A 19,315-nucleotide genomic window follows, 5' to 3' on the forward strand; every position below is an offset into this window, starting at 1 on the left:
CCGCGCCGTGTTCACGCATCAGGCGGCAACTGCGCCGCCGCATGAAAAAACGCCTGCGCCCGCGGCTCGTTAGCAAAGGCTACGTGAATCCTGATCCACGGGCTCGCCTCCCGATTCGGCCTGAAGTGTTGCCCAGGCAGCACCGTCACACCGAGCGGCACGGCGCATTCAACCAACCGCTCAGCGTCAGCGACATGAGGCACGCGCGCCCACACGAACTTGCCGCCTGCTGGCTCTTCGAAAATCTCCCAGCCGGCATCTTCGAGGGTTTGGACGGTCGAGCCGAGCGCGCCGCGCATCTGCCGGCGCAGTCGTTCCAGATATTTGCGATATGCGCCGCGCTCCAGCATCGACACCGCCACCGCTTCGGCAAAACGCGAGCAGCCGATGCTCGTCAGCATCTTGATGTCGACCAGATCCTTGATGATCGCGTGATTCGCTACCACGCAGCCGATCCGTAACGACGACGACAGCGTCTTCGACAATCCGCCGATGTAGATCACTTGTTCGAGTTGGTCGAGGGTGGCGAGGCGATCGGTGATCTCGGTCTGAAAATCCGCGTAGATATCGTCCTCGATAATCTGGAAGCCATGCTCACGCGCCATTTGCAACAAACGGAACGCGACCTGCGGTGCGACCGTGGTGCCGGTCGGATTGTGAAATACGGTGTTGATGAGCAGCAATCTGGGCCGGTGCAGCTTCAGTTGCGTCTGCATCGCGTCGAGGTCAGGACCATTGCCGGTGCGTGGAATGCCGATCAGCTTCATGCCGTGCAGTCGCAGCAGCCCGTACAGGTTGTAGTAACCCGGGTCCTCGACAAAGATCGTGTCGCCTGGCTTGAGCATGTAGCGCAGCAGCAGATCGAACGCCTGGCTCGCGCCGTTGGTGATCAGAATCTGCGACGCGTCTGCCTGGATGCCCAACTGGCCGATGCGGCCGCGCAACTGCTCCCGCAAGACTGGGTTGCCAAGCGGCGTCGCGTACTCGACCATGCTCGCCGGATCGGTTCGCGACACGTGGCGGATCGCCTGTGCGATGCCATCGATGTCGCGCCAGCTTTCGGGAATGAAGCCTGAGCTGAGGTTCAGCGTCTCCCCCGGATAGCTGAATTGCTGCATCAAGTGGTCCGACTCGACATCGGCGCGGCGCGGGTCCGATGTGCCTTGGCAGCGCACGTCTGTCGGCTGACGATCGGCGACGTAGAAGCCCGAGCCGTGGCGCGAGTCGACATAGCCGAGCGACACCAGCCGGTCGTACGCCTCGATCACCGGAAAGCGGCTTACGCCGAAGTCTGTGGCGAACTGGCGGATCGACGGCAGCTTCGAGCCAGGATGCGCATTGCGCGAGCGGATCCACGCCGAGACGCCCGCGACGATCTGCTCGGTCAGCGGCACGCCGTTGTCCCTATCGAGCTCGATTTCGAGTTTCATACGCTTGCCTTCCTGCGCCGGCCGCCTAACGCGAATGTTTGAACTTGCGTCGCGCTGGCCATGCCAACTGTTCGGTTTTTTGACTGAACAGTTCCGACGAAACTGTTCGGAACTGTGCATGGGTATCCGATCATCGCACGTCAATAATCGGTACAACAGAAGCTCTTCGAGGAGAACGGCGATGCGAGAAATGCGAGTTTTCGAACTGGAACATGGCGAGCCCGTTACAGCCTGGCGGATCGCGCGTCCGGCGATTTTCAAGGTGGTCAGCGGCAATGTCTGGCTGACCGTCGAGGGCCACCATGAGGATCACTGGCTGGCGGCGGGAGAGTCAATCGAGTTGGCGCGTGGGTCTGTTGCATGGGTCAGCGCGGGGCAGGCTGGCGCGCGTTTCGCGCTGGCGAGCGGCTCGGAACGCAACTTGCCGACGCTGCTATTCGGCTGGCCGATGCCGGGGTGGCTGGCGCGTCGGCCAGGCGCGGTCTGACGCACGGCGAACGGCGAGCCGCCGCTCTGCAGCGCTGACGCGGCTCCGTCGAGCCCCTACGCAGCCCCTCCCGCCTCGTACTCCCCGATATACCGCGCGCGCGGCCGGATCAACCGGCCATCGCGCGTCTGCTCCATCGCATGCGCGATCCAGCCGACCACCCGCCCGAGCGCGAACAGCGTGAACGCGGCGCCGGTCGGCAAGCCGAGCACGCGCTCGATTGCCGCAAGCGCGAAATCCACGGTCGGCTCCGCGCCCGTCGTGTCGCGCACCGCTCGCGCGAGCTGCAGCACCTCGTCGAGCGGTGAGCGGGCCGGCGCGCAGTCGGCGAGCATCGTCAGCAACAGCCGCGCGCGCGGATCGCCGTCGGGATAAAGCGGATGACCGAAGCCTGACAGCGCCGGACCTTGCGCGCCGTGCTCGTGGCGCGCGAGGCGGTTCGCCAGATAGCGGTCCAGCTCCGGCGAGCGCGATGCATCATCGAGCAGCGCGGCGATCCGGATGGTTTCGCCGCCGTGACGCGGCCCGCAGAGCGCCGCAAGCCCGCCCGCGACCGCGCCGAACAGATGCGTGCCCGTCGATGTGATGCAGCGGACCGTGAACGTCGACGCGTTCAGCTCGTGATCGGCGCACGCGACCAGCGCCGCGCGCAGCAGCCCGCTTTGCGGCCGGCTGCGCACCCGCCAGGCCGTCGCGATCTGCCGATGCAACGGTTCGTTCGACGGCGCCGCCGGCAGCATGGCGGCGGCAAGCAGCCGCATCACGGCGCACGCGGTGTCGAGCTGCGCATCGCGGCCGAGCGCCCACACACGCGGCATCTGCGCGGCGGCGGCCGGCAACAGCACGAGCGCGCGATCGAGCGGGGTGCTGTCACGCCATAGCTTCAGCCATGCGGCCCATTGCGCGGGAGCGAGCGGGACGGCGGGCGCAGCGGCGATGCGCCGCGCGCTGCATTCCCACAGCAGCGCCGCGACGTCTTCGATCGACGCACTGCGCGCGAGTTCGATCGCATCGTGCCCGCGATACATCAGGCGGCCGTCTGCGACCAGCGTGATCGACGATTCGAGCACCGGCACGCCCCAGTCGAGCACCTTCTGCGCGACCTTGCCCGCGCGCTTGCCGTCCGCCTTGCGCCGCGCGAGGCGGCGCACCTCGGCGGCATCGTAGAGCCGATGCCTGCCTTGCGCATCTGGCGACGAGCCGAGCATGCCGCGGCTCACGTACGCATACAGCGTCGGCAAGCTGACGCCGAGGGTTGCGGCCGCTTCGGCGGCGCTCAAATAAATCGGGGCTGGCATGAAAGCGTGCGATAACCGAAGAAATCAATATATGTTGATGATCATAATCAAGATTGATTGCGGCAATCCGCAATTTTAGACTCGATACACCTGCTTCCACTCAGCGCGGCCAACGCGCCCGATGCCATGACGCCCGAACTCGCCCTCAAGCACATCTGGACTCTGGCCGGCTGCGATCCGGTCGCGCTGCACGGCGTGTCGCTCGCCGGCGCGGACCCGGGCTTGCCGTCGGTCTACCGCGTCGGCACCCTCGCGTCGTCGACCATCGCCGCGACGGGCCTCGCCGCCGCCGAATACTGGCGCTTGCGCAACGGACGCGGGCAACAGGTGTCGGTGCAGATGCGCCGCGCGCTGGCCGCGTTTCGCAGCGAACGCTATCTGCGGATCGACGATGGGGCGCCGCCCGCGCTACGCGATCCGGTCACCGGCTTCTACGAAACGGGCGACGGCCGCTGGATCCAGTTGCATACGAATTTCGCGCATCACCTGAAGGGCGTGCTCGAGGTGCTTGGCTGTGACAATGGGCGGGAGTCGGTGGCGGCCGCGATTCGCGGCTGGGACGGCGCGACGCTCGACCGCGCGCTGGCGGACGCGGGCCTGTGCGCCGCATTGATTCGCGCGCCCGATGAATGGGCCGCGCTCGAGCAGGCCCAAGCGGTCGCGCGCTTGCCGCTGTTCGAGATCGAGCGCATCGGTGACACGCCCGCCGAGCCACCGCGCCACGCTGACGCTGACACCGGCAACGACCGCCCGCTCGCAGGCGTGCGGGTGCTGGATCTGACGCGGATCATCGCGGGACCGGTGGCCGGCCGCGCGCTCGCGCATCACGGCGCGGACGTGTTGACGATCAACGGGCCCCATCTACCGAACATCGCGCCGCTCGTGATCGACAATGGCCGCGGCAAGCGTTCGGCACTCGTCGATCTGCGCGACGCGGCCGGCTGCGACACGTTGCGCGGACTCGCGCGTGATGCCGACGTGTTCCTGCAGGCGTATCGTCCAGGCGCGCTAGCGGCGCGCGGCTTCGGACCGGACGAACTTGCGCGGCTGCGGCCTGGCATCGTGTATGTGTCGGTGTGCGCGTACGGGCACACGGGACCGTGGGCGCGGCGACGCGGCTTCGATAGTCTGGTGCAGTCGGCGAGCGGCATCGCGTGGGCCGAGCGCGCGGCGGCGGGTTCGGCCGAGCCGCGGCATCTGCCGTGTCAGGCACTCGATCATGCGACCGGCTATCTGGCCGCGTTCGGGGCGATGGTCGCGCTTGCGCGTCGCTCTCGCGAGGGCGGCAGTTGGCATGTGAAGGTGTCGCTTGCGCAGACCGGGCGCTGGCTGCAGTCGTTCGGGTTGCTGGCCGACGGGCAGCAGGCGCGCGAAGTGTCGCTCGACGATGTGCGTGATTGCGTCGCGAGCGTGCAATCGGAATTCGGGCGGGTGCTCGGCGTGCAGCCCGCGGAGGAACTGGAACAGACGCCCGCGTTTTATGCGCTGCCGCCGGCGCGCATCGGTGCGCACGATGCCCGATGGATCTGATGATTGCAGCGCGCCCCGACTAGTTGCCCGTCGAGCGGCAGCCTATTTCCTCAACTCCGCCACGAAGTCGTAGTAATCGTTGCGGCAGTACGTATCGGTCAACTCGATCGCCCGCTGATCCGCGGTGTAACCCACGCGCGTGATCAACAGCAACGCCTCGTTCGGCGAGATGCTCATCTGCTGCGCGATCTCGTCGCTCGCATTCACCGCGCGGAAGTGCTGCAACGCGCGCACGATGGTCAGTCCGCGATTCTCCAGATACGTGTACAGCGAATCGCCGATCGCCTGCGGATCGGGAATCACCGCGGCCGGAAACGTCGAGTTCTCGACCGCCATCACGATGCCGTCGGCGAGCCGCAGCCGCCGCAGCCGGGTGACCGCGGCGGCCGGCGACAGCCCCAACTGGATCACCTCGTCGCGATTGGCCGGCGAGATTTCGCGCGACAGCCACTTCGAACTCGGCGTGAAGCCGCGCCGCCGCAGCATTTCGCTGAAGCTCGACAGACGCGACAACGGATCTTCATAGCGCGGCGTGATGAAGCTGCCCGCGCCCTGAGTGCGGCGAATCAAGCCCTGCTCGACGAGCAGCGCGATCGCCTTGCGCGACGTGATGCGCGACACGCCGAGCGCCTCCGACAGCACGCGTTCAGAGGGTAGCGCCTCGCCGGCGTTCCAGCGGTTTTCGTGGATCGCGCTGCCGAGCTTGCGGGCAAGTTGAAGATAGAGCGGCGTGTCGTTTTCCGGGTCCGGGCGCAGGTCGCGCCAGCGGTCTTCCGAGGCAGAGGTCATGGGGCTCACGCAAGATGGGCAAGCGGCAATTTTAGAACATCGGCGCGTCCCGTTATAGCGGGCTTTTGCCTGGCGCGCCGCTGTGAGGCCGCCAAGCCGCTAAACTCGTCACTGTGTTTTTCGTAGCAGGCGTTGCGTGGTGAGGCGGCGTGCGATCGCACCGCATCTGCATCGACCCACTTTCGAGGAGTCAGCATGACGAGCAATATCGCGAGCGTGAGCCTGCCTGACGGCGAACGCATTCCGGCGCTGGGGCAGGGCACGTGGGAGATGGGCGAGAAGCGGGCGCAACGCGCGGCGGAAATCGATGCGCTGCGCTGCGGCATCGAACTCGGCATGACGCTGATCGATACCGCCGAAATGTACGGCGACGGCGCGACCGAGTCGCTGCTCGGCGAAGCGCTCGCCGGTTTGCGCGACAAGGTATTTCTGGTCAGCAAGGTGTATCCGCACAACGCCAGCCGGCGCGGCGTGATCGCCGCGTGCGAGCAGAGCCTGAAGCGTCTGAAGACGGACCGGCTCGATCTGTACCTGCTGCACTGGCGCGGCTCGGTGCCGCTCGCGGAGACCGTCGACGGCTTCGAGGCGCTGCGGCGCGCGGGCAAGATCCGCCACTGGGGCGTGAGCAACTTCGATACGGACGACATGGAAGAACTCGTCGCGACGCCGGATGGCGACGCGTGCGCGACCAATCAGATTCTGTACAACGTGGCGCGGCGCGGGCCGGAGTTCGATCTGCTGCCGTGGCTCGCCGCGCGCGGCATGCCGGCGATGGCGTACAGCCCGGTCGATCATGCGCGCCTGCCGAAACGCTCGCCGCTCGACGACATCGCCGACGCGCGCGGCGTCTCGGTGTTTCAGGTGGCGCTCGCGTGGGCGCTGGGCAAGCCCAATGTGTGCGTGATTCCGAAGGCGGCGCGCGTCGAGCATGTGCGGGACAACCATCATGCGTCGCAACTGGTGCTGGAGGCCGGCGAACTCGCCGCGCTCGACGCGTACTTCAAGCCGCCGCGCGGCAAGCGTGTGCTGGAGATGTTGTAAGCGTTGGCGCGAGCGCCGCCCGTTGCGCAGCGGCGGCGAGCGAAGCCGGGAGCGCGGCGGGCGTCGATGACGCCGCTCGCGCTGACGCGGCGCTCAGGTGCAGGAGTGGTGCTGATGCACGGAGCCGAGCACGGCGACTTCGGCGGGGGTGTGCTGGAGTGCGTCGTCCGGTACCTGGGCGGCATCGGCGAGGAAGTCGTCGACGATCGACGACACCGGCACGTCGCGCAGACACAGCGACACGCGCTGCGTTTCGTTGGCGGGCAGGGTTGAGCGTTGGGCGAGGAACAGCACGCCGTACTGATAGCCGTGGATGATGCCGCGGATCGCGCCGACGCATTGCCCTTGCGCGACGTTGTCGTGGCGCTGTTTGCAGCTCTGCACGAGCGAGTAGGCGGAGAAGCTCGGGTCGACTGGTGGCGCCGCTTGGGACAGGGTTTGCGCCATCGGCTGCGCGGGTGTTTGCGCATGGGCGAGCGATGCGAGGCCCAAGGCGGCAACCATCAGCACGGCGGCTGCCGTACGGGTCGCGAAGGGGGGGACGCTTCGATGCATGTTGTGGGCCCTCATATCGAACGATGAATTTGATATGAGGCGGTCGTCTCGGATTGGTTCCATAACACTCGCACGCAATGGAGGTTGTGTTCCCGCCGCTCACGGCGCGGTTCGCGCGCTCTCCGGGCCATTCCGTCAGCGCGCGCCGATGGCAGGCGGGCCGCTCCGACCGGCCTCGGGCGGTGACGCCCGACCGGGGGATCGGGACGTCACCGCCGTTGCCAGCGGATAGCGGACAGTATGCCGGGACATGTCGCCGGCGGGTAGGGCGCGGGGACCCCCTACCGAGGAAAACGGGCGACGCCTAGTGCCCATTCCCGCCGCCGTTGCCACTGCCGCCGCTGCCGCCACCCTTGCCTCCGTGACCGCCGCCGAAGCCTCCGCCGAAGCCGCCACCGAAGCCACCACCGAAGCCACCGCCGTTCGAACTGCCATTCGCGCTTCCGAAACCACCGCCAAATCCACCGCTCGGGCCGCCGCTGGAGCCTCCGCAACCGCAGCCGCCGCTCCCGCGGCCGCCGCTGCTTCCACCGCCACTGCTGCCTCCACCGCTATTTCCCTTACCGCCCCCACCCGAACCACTACCAGTACCAGTACCACTACCGTTCCCGCTCCCTGAACCCGCCGCCCCGGCGGTTGCCGCTTGCGCCAGCACCGCTATCGCTCGACCCCGCCGCGCCGCCACCGCCACCGCCATTGCCACCACCTAGCCGGCCACAGCCCGGAGCGTCGAGCCCGCCGCAGCCGGCCGGTGCGAACACCGCGGCCGCATCGTCGGCGGCCGTCGCGGTGCCGGCCCCGGCGCCGGTCGCCGCGCCGTCGTTCTGCGGGAGCAGCAACGGCGAGGAGTCGCCAGGTTGCGCTCGCAACGCGTCGGCGAGCACCATCCAGCGCGGGATTTTGTCCGTCGATGCCGCGTGCGCGATCTCGCCCGTCAGCGCCGACACTCCCGCAAGGATCACCGTGCCGCGCATCATTGCACAGTAGAACTGATTGAATTTTCCGGTCTTCATCGCGCTTCTCCCCGAGCGAAGGACGGCACTCGCTGCCGCCTTGATAACTGCTCCGGCAGCGGCCGACCTGTCTGCCCGCGGGTTCGTCGCGCCCCGAGTCCGTTCTGTCGAAGTTGTCCGTGCGTCGCTGCCGCGCTGATCGCCGATGTCGCGCCATCGCGTGAGGGCGCTCGTCGTGCGGATGTGCGCGGTGTTGCGCGCCCGGTTTGGCTTCGAATCTCTGGCCACTCAATAGCGATATCCATGCCACGCGCCGCAAAGCCTTGAAGCGACGCGGGCGGTATCGGGATGCGCGGCGGCCACGCCGCAAAACCGCCTGAAAACGTTGCGGCGATGAAACGCGCGGACGCGAAAGCGGGTTTCGGCGCGGGATTCGTTAAGTGGGGCGGTGTGACGCGTGACGCCGCATCCTGCGAAGTAGACGAGGCTCGAGGCGACGCTAGCTGGCGTTTCGCGACGCGTCGTCGGCGTGGCCGCCGTTCGTCGGGCTGCCGGCGTTGTCGTCGCGCGGCTCGCTCTGCAGCTCGCGCAGTGTGGCGACCGGAATATGGCAGCGAATCCGGTGCGCGGAAGGCGAGTTCGCGGCGCCGCCCGCATCGGCGAAAGGCGGGTCCTGCTGCTCACAGATCGCGCCGAGCTTGCGCGGACATCGCGTGTGAAACACGCAGCCAACTGGCATCGCGCCCGGCCCCGGCAGCTCGCCCGTGAGACGGATACGCGTACGTTGCCGCGGCTCGCCGGACGCGCCGTCACCCGGCAGCGTCGGCAGCGCGGACAGCAGCGCCTCGGTATAGGGATGCTGCGGCCCATCGAACACGGCCGCCGCCGGGCCGATTTCGAGCAGCCGGCCGAGATAGAGCACCGCGATGCGATCCGACACATAGCGCACCACGTGCAGATCGTGCGAGATGAACACGTAGCTGACGCCGCGCTCGCGCTGCAAGTCGGCGAGCAGGTTCAGGATCGCGGCCTGCACCGACACGTCGAGCGATGAAGTCGGCTCGTCGCACACGACGACGCGCGGTTCGCCGGCGAACGCGCGCGCAATCGCGACGCGCTGCTTGAGTCCACCCGAAAGCTGGCGCGAGTGCGCGTCGAGATAGCGCGCGGGCAGCCGCACGGCGTCCGTCAGCGTCGCAAGCCGTGCGTCGATCTCCGGCCCGCGCAGCGCGGTGAAGCGCGCGAGCGCACGGCCGATCAGCCGCTTGACCGAATGCGCGCGATTGAGCGCCGAGTCCGGATTCTGGAACACGATCTGCAGCGACTTCAGCTGCTCGTCGCTGCGTCGTGTGACGCGTGCGGCGAGCGGCGCGCCGTCGAGTTCGAGCGCGCTGCCGGCATCGGGTGCGAGCAGGCCGAGCATCAGCCGCGCGAGCGTCGTCTTGCCGCTGCCCGATTCGCCGACGAGGCCGAGCGTTTCGCCGCTCGCGAGTTCGAGCGACACGTCGTCGACCGCGCGCAGCGGGGCGCCGGATACGTGGAATGTTTTCGACAGGTTGCGCGCCCGCAGGACTGGCGACGAGGGCGCGCGCGGCGGTGCATCGGAGGATGCGACCAGCACCGGCGCCGCGCTCGATGCTGCGCGCGGCAGTTCGATCGCGCGCTCGTGATAATGGCAGCGCGCCATCTGATCGCCGTGCGCGGCGCCGAGCCGATAGGGCGGCGGCGCGTCGCGGCGGCAGCGCTCGTCGGCGAGACGGCAGCGCTCTGCGTAGATGCAGCCTTGCGTGACCGAGCCCGGCAGCGGCAGGCCGCCCGCGATCGTATCGAGCCGCTCGCGGTCCTTGCTGCGCCCGGCCGTTGGCAGGCAGCGCAGCAGTCCGACCGTGTACGGATGACGCGGCCGTGCGAACACATCCTGCGTCGCGCCTTCCTCGACCAGCTTGCCCGCGTACAGCACGCCGACGCGTTCGCACATGCGCCCGATCACCGCGAGATTGTGGCTGATGAACAGTACGGCGGTGCCGAGCTCCTCGCGCAACTGCGCGACGAGGTCGAGCACTTCGGCTTCGACGGTCGCGTCGAGCCCGGTGGTCGGTTCGTCGAGTATCAGTAGCGCGGGGTTCGACGCGAGTGCCATCGCGATCACGACGCGCTGCTGCATGCCGCCCGACAATTGATGAGGATAGCTGTCCATCACGCGCTCGGGCGCCGCGATGCGCACGCGCTTCAACATGTCGAGCGTGCGCCGCAGCGCTTCGCCGCGTGCGACGCCGGCCGCCTCGAAGGCTTCGGAAACCTGACGCGCTATCGTCAACGATGGATTGAGCGCGCGCCCTGGGTCCTGATAGACCATCGACACGGTCGTCGCACGCATGCCGCGTAGCGCATCGGCGCCGAGCTTCTGCACGTCCTCACCGGCGATCACGATCTTGCCGGCTTTCACCTTGCCATTGCGCGGCAGATAGCGCAGCGTCGCCATCGCCACGGTCGACTTGCCGCAACCCGATTCGCCGACGAGTCCATAAGCCTCGCCGCGCCGCACGCGAAACGACACGTCCTGCAGCACTTCGCGATCGCGTCCGCGGATCCGGTAGGTGACCGTCAGGCCGACCACGGTCAGCGCATCGGTGCGATCGCTCTTCGACACGTCGAACGCGGCGAACGAGGAGGGCGGCGGTCCGTTCATCGGTCGAGTACCCCCTGCACGCCGTCGGCGATCAGATTGACGCCGACTACCAGCGACGCGATCGCGCCCGCCGCGAACACGACGGTCCACCACGCGCCGCCAGCCATCAGCGTGTACGACTCGGACAGCGCGAGCCCCCAGTCGGCCGACGGCGGCTGGATGCCGAAGCCGAGAAACGACAGCGTCGCGACCGCGAAAATCGCGTAGCCGAGCCGCACGGTCGCCTCGACGACGATCGGCGGCAGCACGTTCGGCAGGATCTCCGCGAACATGATGTACGGCGCGCGCTCGCCGCGCAGTTGGGCGGCGGCCACGTAGTCGAGATGGCGCTCGGCGAACACGGCGGCGCGCACGGTGCGCGCGGTGATCGGCGTGAACGTAATGCCGATCACGAGAATCACCGTGAAGTTCGACGCACCGACCGCCGCGAGCGCGAGCAGCGCGATGATCACGAGCGGCAGCGCGAGCACCGCGTCGATCACGCGGCCGATCACGTCGTCGACCCAACCGTCGAAATAGCCGACCAGCAGGCCGAGCGCGGTGCCCGCCGCGGTGCCGAGCAGCGTCGCGAGCGGCGCGATCGTCAGAATGTCGCGCGCGCCGACGATCACGCGTGAGAACACGTCACGGCCGAGCTGATCGGTGCCGAACCAGTGCGTGAGATCGGGTGGCGTCAGCGAATTGAGCGGATCGGACGCGTACGGATCGAGATGCACGAACCACGGCCCTGCGATCGCGCAGACGATCCACCACGCGACGATCAGCGCGCCCACGATGAAGGTCGGCGAACGTAGCAGTAGCAGCAGACGCGGGAAGCGCGGTTCGGCGGCCGCGCGCGGCGCGGGGCCTGGTGCGCCTGGCGCGGGCGAGCCTGGTGGCGTCGATGAAGCCGGCGGCATGGTCGTATTCATTCGGCGGTCCTCACGCGCAGCCGCGGATTGAGCAGCACGTGCAGCGCATCGGCGACCAGATTCGCGAGCGTGTAGACGACGCCGATCGTCAGCACGCCCGCTTCGAGCATCGGAAAGTCTTTCGCCTTGGCGGCGTTGTAGATCAGCGAGCCGATGCCCTGGTAGTGGAACAGCGTCTCGACCACCACGAGTCCGCCGATCATGTAGCCGAGTTGGGTGGCGGCGACGGTGATCGTCGGCAGCAGCGCATTGCGCAGCACGTGCCGCCAGATCACGACGTGGCGCGGCAGGCCTTTGAGGATCGCGGTGCGCGTGTAGTCGGCGTCGAGCGCGTCGACGGTGCCCGCGCGCGCCATCCGCGCGATGTAGCCGAAGAATACGAAGACGAGCGGCAGCACCGGCAGTACCAGGTGCCGCAGCTGTTCGAGCACGCCCGCATCGGCCGGATATGAGGCCTCGATCGGCAGCCAGCGCAGCCACACGCCGAACACGAGGATCAGCACGATCGACGATACGAACTCCGGCACCACGGTCGCCGACAAGCCGGCAATGCTGATCGTGCGATCGAGCCAGCGTCCCGCATGCATCGCCGACCACACGCCGCCCGCGATGCCGAGCGGCACGACGACGATGAACGCGAGCAGGCCGAGCTTCGCCGAATGCGCGAGCGCATCGGTGATGAACGGCCCGACCGGTTCACGGTATGCGTACGACAACCCCATATTGCCGCGCACGAAATGCGTGATCCAGTCGATGTACTGCGTGAGCAGCGGCCGGTCGGCGCCAAGCTGATGATCGAGCGCGGCGACCGCGCGCGCATCGGCGAGCGGCCCGAGCACCGCGCGGCCGATATCGCCGGGCAGCAGCTGACCGCCCGCGAACACGATCAGCGACAGCAGCCATAGCGTGATCAGCGAGAGGCCGACGCGCGTCGCGAGAAAGCGCGCGACGCGGCCCGCGTTGCTGTTCGTCGCGCGCGGCAAACGCGATGCCTTCGAGGCGGGAGAGGGCGCCGGAGCCGACATCGTGAGTTCTCCTGCGGAAGTGAGGCGGACGGCGCGCTGCTTACGCGCTCAGCGTCGCGCGATCGAAATACAGTTGCGCGAGCGCGGTGAAGCGCACGCCGTTTACGCCCTTGCGCATCGCGATCAGTTGATCGTAGAAGAACGGGATGATGAACGGCGTTTCGTCGAGCAGCAGCGTCTGAATCTGTCCGGAGATTTTCTTCTGCGTGGCGAGATCGATCGCCGCGACGAACTGCGCGACCAGTTGATCGTACTGCGGATTCTTGAAGTGCGCGGCGTTCCATGTGCCGTTGCTCGTCAGCGTCGCGTTGAGGAACACGTTAGGCACGCCGCGATGGCCGTAGTCGGTAATGCCGAGCGGCGAGTCGAGCCAGTCGGATTTGCCCGGCGTGCCCGCGCCGTAGTACAGCGATTGAGTCTCGACCTTCAGGTTGATGCGCACGCCGATCGCCTTCGCGGCGTTCTGCACGACGACTGCGAGGTCGGGGATCTCCATGTATTTTTCGGTGGTCAGCGTGACGTCGAAACCGTTCGGCACGCCGGCCTGCGCAAGCAGCTGCTTCGCCTTCGCGACGTCGATCCGGCGTTGCGGCACGCCCGCATCCGACGATGGAAACACCGGCGCGAACGGGCTGTCGTTGCCGAGTTGCGCTCGGCCCTTGAAGAGGCCGCGCACGATCACGTCGCGATCGAGCGACAACGCGAGCGCCTGACGCACGCGCTTGTCCTTGAAGAGCGGACTGTCATTGCGCATATGAATCTGCCGATGCGCGCTCGACTTGACGCCGACCGCCTTGTAGTCCGGATTGTTCAGGATGGCCGCGCCGCCCTGCACGGTGAATGTGCCCATCACGTCGGCCTGGTGGCCTTGCAACGCGAGCAGTTGCGCCTGTTCGTCGGCATAGAACGAAAACTGTACGCGTTGCGGTAACGCTTTCTCGCCCCAGTAGTCGGGATTGCGCACGAACGATGCGCCGGCCTTCGGCTGGTACTTTTCGAATTTGAACGGGCCGGTGCCGATGAAACTCTTTTCGTAGTTGCCCGCGAAGTTGGCGGGGAGGATCACCGCGTTGTAATTGTCCGAGGAAACGTAGTACGGGAAATTGCCGGTCGGCGCGTCGAGATGAAACTCCACCGTATGTTCGTCGACGACCTTCGCGCCGCCTTTCGACAGTACGCCCTTTAACACCGACAGCGCGGCGGAGCCGCTCGCGGGATCGGCAAGACGGTTGAAGGTGGCGACGACGTCTTTCGCGCCGAAGCTCTGGCCGTCGTGGAATTTCACGTTGGGGCGCAACTTGAAGGTCCACACGTCGCCCTTGTCGTTCGGCTTCCACGACAGCGCGAGCGCGGGCTTCAGCATCAGCTTCTCGCCGTCGTCGTCGATCAGGAACTCGCCGGTCTGGTTCAGCAGCGCGAGACTCGCGGCGTCGGTGACCGTCAGCGGATCGACGGCGCCCGCCGGCGTCAGATGCGCGACACGGATCGTCTGGTTCGACGTGGCGGGCGCACCTTGCGCCCTCGCACGCGGCGCACCGAGCAAGCTGCCGCCCGCGAGCGAAAGACCGATCACGCTTGCGTATCGCAGCAGTTCGCGGCGCGTGATGCGGCCGGCGAGCAACTCGTCGAGGGCGTGGTTGCCGTAGGCGTCGGCGGTGAGGCGGGCTACGTCCAATGCGTCAGGTGCGAGAAATCGGTCCACTGGCGTTTTCATCGATGGCGTGTCCAGTCCGTTCTGTTGCTGGTTCCGAGGCGTCGCGTGAGCCGCGCGACGGCGCGAGGGGCAGCGCGCTTTCCGATGAGCGGCGCGAGGTGGCGGGCCCCCGATCGCGAAAGCGCAACGCTGCGCAGAGCGGTCTCAGTGTAAGCGATTGCTCGCGGCTCTGGCGCACCGGCGGCGCGCCGCGCTAGCCGATCGGCCGAGAAATGGCGCGCGGTGTGTCGTCGTCACAACGGTTACCCGACGCGTGCCCGCGGGAGGTGGCCGCCATTGCGGACGGATTGGCGGAACTGCGCCGGGCGAGGTGCGTCTTCGAACTCATCAAGGCAGGAATCTTGAAACCTGCGGTGTAGATCAGTCTCTCCATGGACCAGGCCGTGCGCGAGAAAGCTGATGTCTTCGACGGTCTCATCTGGCATTCGACAATAGGGCGGCCTGCTATAAGCCCGATCTGCATCGAGGTGCTGCGCGAACGGGATGGCAGCTTCGAACCGCTGCTGATTCCCAAATAGGACCGACGCTTCACGGGCTTCGACGACAAGATCAATGAACGTCCGAAGAAGACACTGAACTACGAAACGCCAGCCGAACGGTTCGAGCGAACTATTGCATCGACCGGTTGAATTCGCCCTCGCTGACAGGACCTCGCACAGCGCCGACCGCGGAAAGTATCGGCAATGCGGATCAAGCCGGGCGTACTTCTCAGGAGGTCCTAGGCGAGATTTCGGGGGGGGGGGGAAGTCAAGTTTCCCCGCGACTGACTCTTGTACTCCCGGGATAGTTCACCGGGATCTCAGCGCCGGAGTTTTCCCGGACATTCCTTAACAGCCACCTCGGGTGATTGCCCTGCCTGATTTCCCAACCAAACATCGTTTTCGTTCCAGTCCTAATGGAAAACGGATCGGTCCAGTTTTGTTTTCCGGCGCACTTATCAAAAATGAACGTAGATGAATCCGGCGGCAACCGGGTCACGATTTCCCATCCATTTGCTGGCCAGTTGGGCCAGCGCGCCCACTCTGAAATAAAGGAATATTACTGTGAGTACGAGTTCAGTGAAGCTGGCCGTCATTGACGGCGGCACGATCAAGCAGACGGTCGAATTGCGCGATTCCGCGCAAGGCGCACCCATTCATATCCACGCCATCAAGGGTGGCAAGTTCATTCTGGCCCACAACGATACTGGCCATGCTCCTCAAAACATTACCGTACGCCGTTCCGGCAAGAAACTTCTAATCAGCCTGGAAGGGACGGAACTCGACCAACCGCAACTGATCATCGAAGACTTTTACGGCAATGAAGGCGAACTGATCGGCTTGGGCGAAGACGGGGCGTATCACGAATATATCGCTGCAGACGGCGAGAATGACCATGAGGCCGCTTTCCTTGTGGACGGCACCGACTCGCCTCTGGTGCTGGGCGCGCAGCAACTGAACGGGTTTAGCCCAAATGTCGTAGCCGCGCCTGGTATGGGCGTTGCCGGTCTCGGCTTTTTGGGTCTGGGTGCGCTTGCAGCGCTGGGTGCAGGGATTGCTGCCGCCAGCGGCGGTAAGAGTGGCGGCTCAGGGGGCGTAAATCCAGTTGAGGATGCGCAGACGCCCCCGGGTGAGCAAGAAGATGCGGATGCGGATGCGGATGCGGATGCGGACGCGGATGCGGACGCGGACGCGGACGCGGATGCTGATGCTGATGCTGATGCTGATGCCGATGCCGATGCCGATGCCGATGCGGACGCCGATGCGGACGCTGATGCTGATGCGGACGCCGATGCCGATGCCGATGCGGACGCCGATGCGGACGCCGATGCGGATGCGGATGCCGATGCCGATGCCGATGCCGATGCGGACGCCGATGCGGACGCCGATGCCGATGCCGATGCTGACGCGGATGCGGATGCCGATGCCGATGCCGATGCGGACGCCGATGCTGATGCGGATGCGGATGCGGATGCGGATGCGGATGCTGACGCGGATGCCGATGCCGATGCCGATGCGGACGCGGACGCCGATGCGGATGCCGATGCGGATGCCGATGCGGATGCCGATGCGGACGCTGACGCTGACGCGGATGCGGACGCCGATGCCGATGCCGATGCGGACGCCGATGCGGATGCCGACGCGGATGCTGATGCTGACGCTGACGCTGACGCTGACGCGGATGCGGATGCGGATGCGGATGCTGATGCTGATGCGGACGCCGATGCTGACGCGGACGCTGATGCGGATGCGGATGCGGACGCCGACGCCGACGCCGACGCGGACGCGGATGCGGATGCGGATGCGGATGCGGATGCTGATGCCGATGCGGATGCGGATGCGGATGCGGATGCGGATGCGGACGCCGACGCGGATGCTGATGCTGATGCGGACGCCGACGCCGACGCCGACGCCGACGCCGATGCCGATGCCGATGCGGACGCTGATGCGGACGCCGACGCCGATGCCGATGCCGATGCGGACGCCGATGCTGACGCGGACGCTGATGCCGATGCCGATGCCGACGCGGATGCGGATGCGGATGCCGATGCCGATGCGGACGCTGATGCGGACGCGGACGCCGATGCGGATGCGGATGCGGATGCGGATGCCGATGCCGATGCGGATGCTGACGCTGACGCTGACGCTGATGCCGATGCCGATGCCGATGCCGATGCCGACGCGGACGCCGATGCTGACGCTGACGCTGACGCTGACGCGGATGCGGATGCGGACGCCGATGCCGACGCTGATGCGGATGCGGATGCGGATGCGGATGCCGATGCTGACGCTGACGCTGACGCTGACGCGGATGCGGACGCCGATGCCGACGCTGATGCGGATGCGGATGCGGATGCGGATGCGGATGCGGATGCCGATGCCGATGCCGATGCGGATGCGGATGCGGACGCCGACGCGGATGCCGATGCCGATGCCGATGCCGATGCCGATGCCGATGCCGATGCCGATGCGGATGCGGATGCGGATGCGGATGCCGACGCCGACGCCGATGCTGACGCTGATGCGGATGCGGATGCGGATGCGGATGCGGATGCGGATGCCGATGCGGATGCCGATGCCGATGCGGACGCCGATGCTGACGCTGACGCTGACGCTGATGCGGATGCTGACGCTGACGCTGATGCGGATGCCGATGCGGATGCCGATGCGGATGCGGATGCCGATGCGGATGCGGACGGCGATGCCGATGCCGATGCGGATGCGGATGCGGACGCCGACGCCGATGCGGATGCGGACGCTGATGCGGATGCCGATGCTGACGCCGATGCGGATGCGGATGCGGATGCTGATGCTGATGCGGATGCGGATGCGGATGCGGATGCGGATGCGGATGCGGATGCGGATGCGGATGCGGATGCGGATGCGGATGCGGATGCCGATGCGGATGCCGATGCCGATGCGGACGCCGATGCTGACGCTGACGCTGATGCGGATGCTGACGCTGACGCTGATGCGGATGCCGATGCGGATGCGGATGCCGATGCGGATGCGGACGGCGATGCCGATGCCGATGCGGATGCGGATGCGGATGCGGATGCCGACGCCGACGCCGATGCCGATGCTGACGCGGATGCGGATGCGGATGCGGATGCGGATGCCGATGCGGATGCGGATGCGGACGCCGATGCTGACGCGGACGCTGATGCCGATGCCGATGCCGACGCGGATGCGGATGCGGATGCGGACGGCGATGCCGATGCGGATGCGGATGCGGATGCGGATGCGGATGCGGATGCGGATGCCGATGCGGATGCGGATGCGGATGCGGATGCGGATGCCGATGCGGACGCTGATGCGGACGCGGACGCCGATGCGGATGCCGATGCGGATGCCGATGCTGACGCCGATGCTGATGCCGATGCGGACGCCGATGCTGATGCGGATGCGGATGCGGATGCCGATGCCGACGCGGATGCGGATGCTGACGCTGACGCTGACGCTGACGCTGACGCTGATGCCGATGCCGATGCCGATGCCGATGCCGATGCTGACGCTGATGCGGATGCGGATGCGGATGCTGACGCGGATGCGGATGCGGATGCGGATGCGGATGCTGATGCTGATGCTGATGCGGATGCCGACGCGGATGCGGATGCCGATGCGGATGCGGACGCGGATGCGGATGCGGACGCTGATGCGGATGCGGATGCGGATGCGGATGCCGATGCGGATGCGGACGCCGATGCGGATGCCGACGCTGATGCCGACGCTGATGCCGACGCTGACGCTGACGCCGATGCCGATGCGGATGCGGATGCGGATGCCGACGCTGATGCCGACGGTGATGCCGACGGTGACGCTGACGCTGACGCTGACGCTGACGCCGATGCCGATGCGGATGCGGATGCGGATGCGGATGCGGACGCGGATGCGGACGCTGATGCTGATGCCGACGTACCGGAAGTACCGGAACCGTGGACGGACCTGAAGGCGCCTGAGGTGCCGGAGATGGCAGACGGTGTAATCGACGCGGCGGAGGCCAGCAACGGCACGTGGGTGCTTATCCCGGTCTATGCGGGCATGGCCGTGGGCGACACGATCACGTTGGACTGGAACGGCAGGACTTACGAGCACGAGGTGTCGTTGATCGACGGTTTCCAGGGGGTTATTAAGGTGCTTATCCCGGCGAATGACTTGGTCAACCTGGAGACGGAGTTCGACATTTCCTATACGGTGAGCGACGCGGAGGGTCACGTCTCGCTGCCGAGCCCGACTACCCATGTGAGGCTCGGTACGATGCCCGATGTGCCGGACACGCCGTCGCTGGGCGAAGTCATTGACCACGTGGGTCCGATCCAGGGTCCGGTGGGCAATGGGGAGAGCACGGACGACACGCAGCCGACGCTGGTGGGCAAGGGTGAGCCGGGCGACACGATCATCGTGATCGACAACG

At 66.8% G+C, this 19,315-nt stretch carries 17 protein-coding genes; 5 read left to right on the forward strand and 12 right to left on the reverse strand.

The features are described 5' to 3' along the window. Positions 1-11: 11 nt before the first annotated feature. On the reverse strand, positions 12-1,430 hold the full coding sequence (locus tag F6X42_RS32435; RefSeq protein WP_187638095.1) for an aminotransferase-like domain-containing protein: 1,419 nt from the start codon (positions 1,428-1,430) through the stop codon (positions 12-14). Positions 1,431-1,611: 181 nt separating this feature from the next. Here F6X42_RS32435 and F6X42_RS32440 point away from each other — a divergent pair, with 181 nt between their 5' ends. Beyond that, positions 1,612-1,917, forward strand: coding sequence for a DUF2917 domain-containing protein (locus F6X42_RS32440; protein ID WP_187638096.1), 306 nt, complete (start codon positions 1,612-1,614; stop codon positions 1,915-1,917). Positions 1,918-1,973: 56 nt separating this feature from the next. Here the strand turns inward: F6X42_RS32440 and F6X42_RS32445 are convergent, their stop codons facing one another. Beyond that, positions 1,974-3,215 carry a citrate/2-methylcitrate synthase gene (locus F6X42_RS32445; protein WP_187638097.1) on the reverse strand — a complete coding sequence of 414 codons (1,242 nt, stop codon included), beginning with the start codon at positions 3,213-3,215 and terminating at the stop codon, positions 1,974-1,976. Positions 3,216-3,341: 126 nt separating this feature from the next. Here F6X42_RS32445 and F6X42_RS32450 point away from each other — a divergent pair, with 126 nt between their 5' ends. Next, positions 3,342-4,745, forward strand: a complete 1,404-nt coding sequence (locus F6X42_RS32450; RefSeq protein WP_187638098.1) for a CoA transferase — start codon at positions 3,342-3,344, stop codon at positions 4,743-4,745. 42 nt (positions 4,746-4,787) lie between these two features. Here the strand turns inward: F6X42_RS32450 and F6X42_RS32455 are convergent, their stop codons facing one another. Further along, complete coding sequence (locus F6X42_RS32455; RefSeq protein WP_187638099.1) at positions 4,788-5,534, reverse strand: GntR family transcriptional regulator; 747 nt, start codon at positions 5,532-5,534, stop codon at positions 4,788-4,790. Positions 5,535-5,729: 195 nt separating this feature from the next. Here F6X42_RS32455 and F6X42_RS32460 point away from each other — a divergent pair, with 195 nt between their 5' ends. Next, on the forward strand, positions 5,730-6,575 hold the full coding sequence (locus tag F6X42_RS32460; RefSeq protein WP_187638100.1) for an aldo/keto reductase: 846 nt from the start codon (positions 5,730-5,732) through the stop codon (positions 6,573-6,575). A 93-nt stretch (positions 6,576-6,668) separates the two neighbouring features. On the opposite strand, the gene F6X42_RS32465 is transcribed toward F6X42_RS32460, so the two are convergent. The 6 genes from F6X42_RS32465 to F6X42_RS32490 form a co-directional block, all read right to left on the reverse strand. Then, positions 6,669-7,130: a Rap1a/Tai family immunity protein gene (locus tag F6X42_RS32465; RefSeq protein WP_187638101.1), complete on the reverse strand. Its 462-nt coding sequence runs from the start codon at positions 7,128-7,130 to the stop codon at positions 6,669-6,671. 599 nt (positions 7,131-7,729) lie between these two features. Further along, positions 7,730-8,143 (reverse strand): hypothetical protein, encoded by a 414-nt coding sequence (locus F6X42_RS44430; RefSeq protein WP_187638102.1) that lies wholly within the window; start codon positions 8,141-8,143, stop codon positions 7,730-7,732. A 439-nt stretch (positions 8,144-8,582) separates the two neighbouring features. Further along, entirely contained in the window at positions 8,583-10,772 is a 2,190-nt protein-coding gene (locus F6X42_RS32475; protein ID WP_187638103.1) for an ABC transporter ATP-binding protein, read from the reverse strand. After that, complete coding sequence (locus F6X42_RS32480; RefSeq protein ID WP_246530322.1) at positions 10,769-11,683, reverse strand: ABC transporter permease; 915 nt, start codon at positions 11,681-11,683, stop codon at positions 10,769-10,771. The genes F6X42_RS32475 and F6X42_RS32480 overlap by 4 nt, the downstream gene beginning before the upstream one ends. Further along, on the reverse strand, positions 11,680-12,708 hold the full coding sequence (locus F6X42_RS32485; protein ID WP_246530323.1) for an ABC transporter permease: 1,029 nt from the start codon (positions 12,706-12,708) through the stop codon (positions 11,680-11,682). Before F6X42_RS32485 ends, F6X42_RS32480 begins: the two co-directional genes overlap by 4 nt. 40 nt (positions 12,709-12,748) lie before the next feature. Continuing rightward, positions 12,749-14,422: an ABC transporter substrate-binding protein gene (locus F6X42_RS32490; protein WP_187638104.1), complete on the reverse strand. Its 1,674-nt coding sequence runs from the start codon at positions 14,420-14,422 to the stop codon at positions 12,749-12,751. 371 nt (positions 14,423-14,793) lie between these two features. Between F6X42_RS32490 and F6X42_RS32495 the strand changes: the two genes are divergently transcribed. Next, on the forward strand, positions 14,794-14,940 hold the full coding sequence (locus F6X42_RS32495; RefSeq protein ID WP_187638114.1) for a hypothetical protein: 147 nt from the start codon (positions 14,794-14,796) through the stop codon (positions 14,938-14,940). Positions 14,941-15,477: 537 nt separating this feature from the next. Here the strand turns inward: F6X42_RS32495 and F6X42_RS32500 are convergent. The 3 genes from F6X42_RS32500 to F6X42_RS45360 form a co-directional block, all read right to left on the reverse strand. Then, positions 15,478-15,615 carry a hypothetical protein gene (locus tag F6X42_RS32500; RefSeq protein WP_187638105.1) on the reverse strand — a complete coding sequence of 46 codons (138 nt, stop codon included), beginning with the start codon at positions 15,613-15,615 and terminating at the stop codon, positions 15,478-15,480. Positions 15,616-15,657: 42 nt separating this feature from the next. Continuing rightward, entirely contained in the window at positions 15,658-15,798 is a 141-nt protein-coding gene (locus F6X42_RS32505; RefSeq protein WP_187638106.1) for a hypothetical protein, read from the reverse strand. Between the two features lie 189 nt (positions 15,799-15,987). Further along, complete coding sequence (locus F6X42_RS45360) at positions 15,988-18,996, reverse strand: hypothetical protein (RefSeq protein WP_187638107.1); 3,009 nt, start codon at positions 18,994-18,996, stop codon at positions 15,988-15,990. A 3-nt stretch (positions 18,997-18,999) separates the two neighbouring features. Between F6X42_RS45360 and F6X42_RS32515 the strand changes: the two genes are divergently transcribed. Further along, the coding region (locus F6X42_RS32515; protein ID WP_187638108.1) for a hypothetical protein at positions 19,000-19,315 on the forward strand (316 nt) is incomplete at its 3' end.

The sequence above is a fragment of the Paraburkholderia podalyriae genome, from assembly GCF_014397785.1.
Classification (GTDB): Bacteria; Pseudomonadota; Gammaproteobacteria; order Burkholderiales; family Burkholderiaceae; genus Paraburkholderia; species Paraburkholderia podalyriae.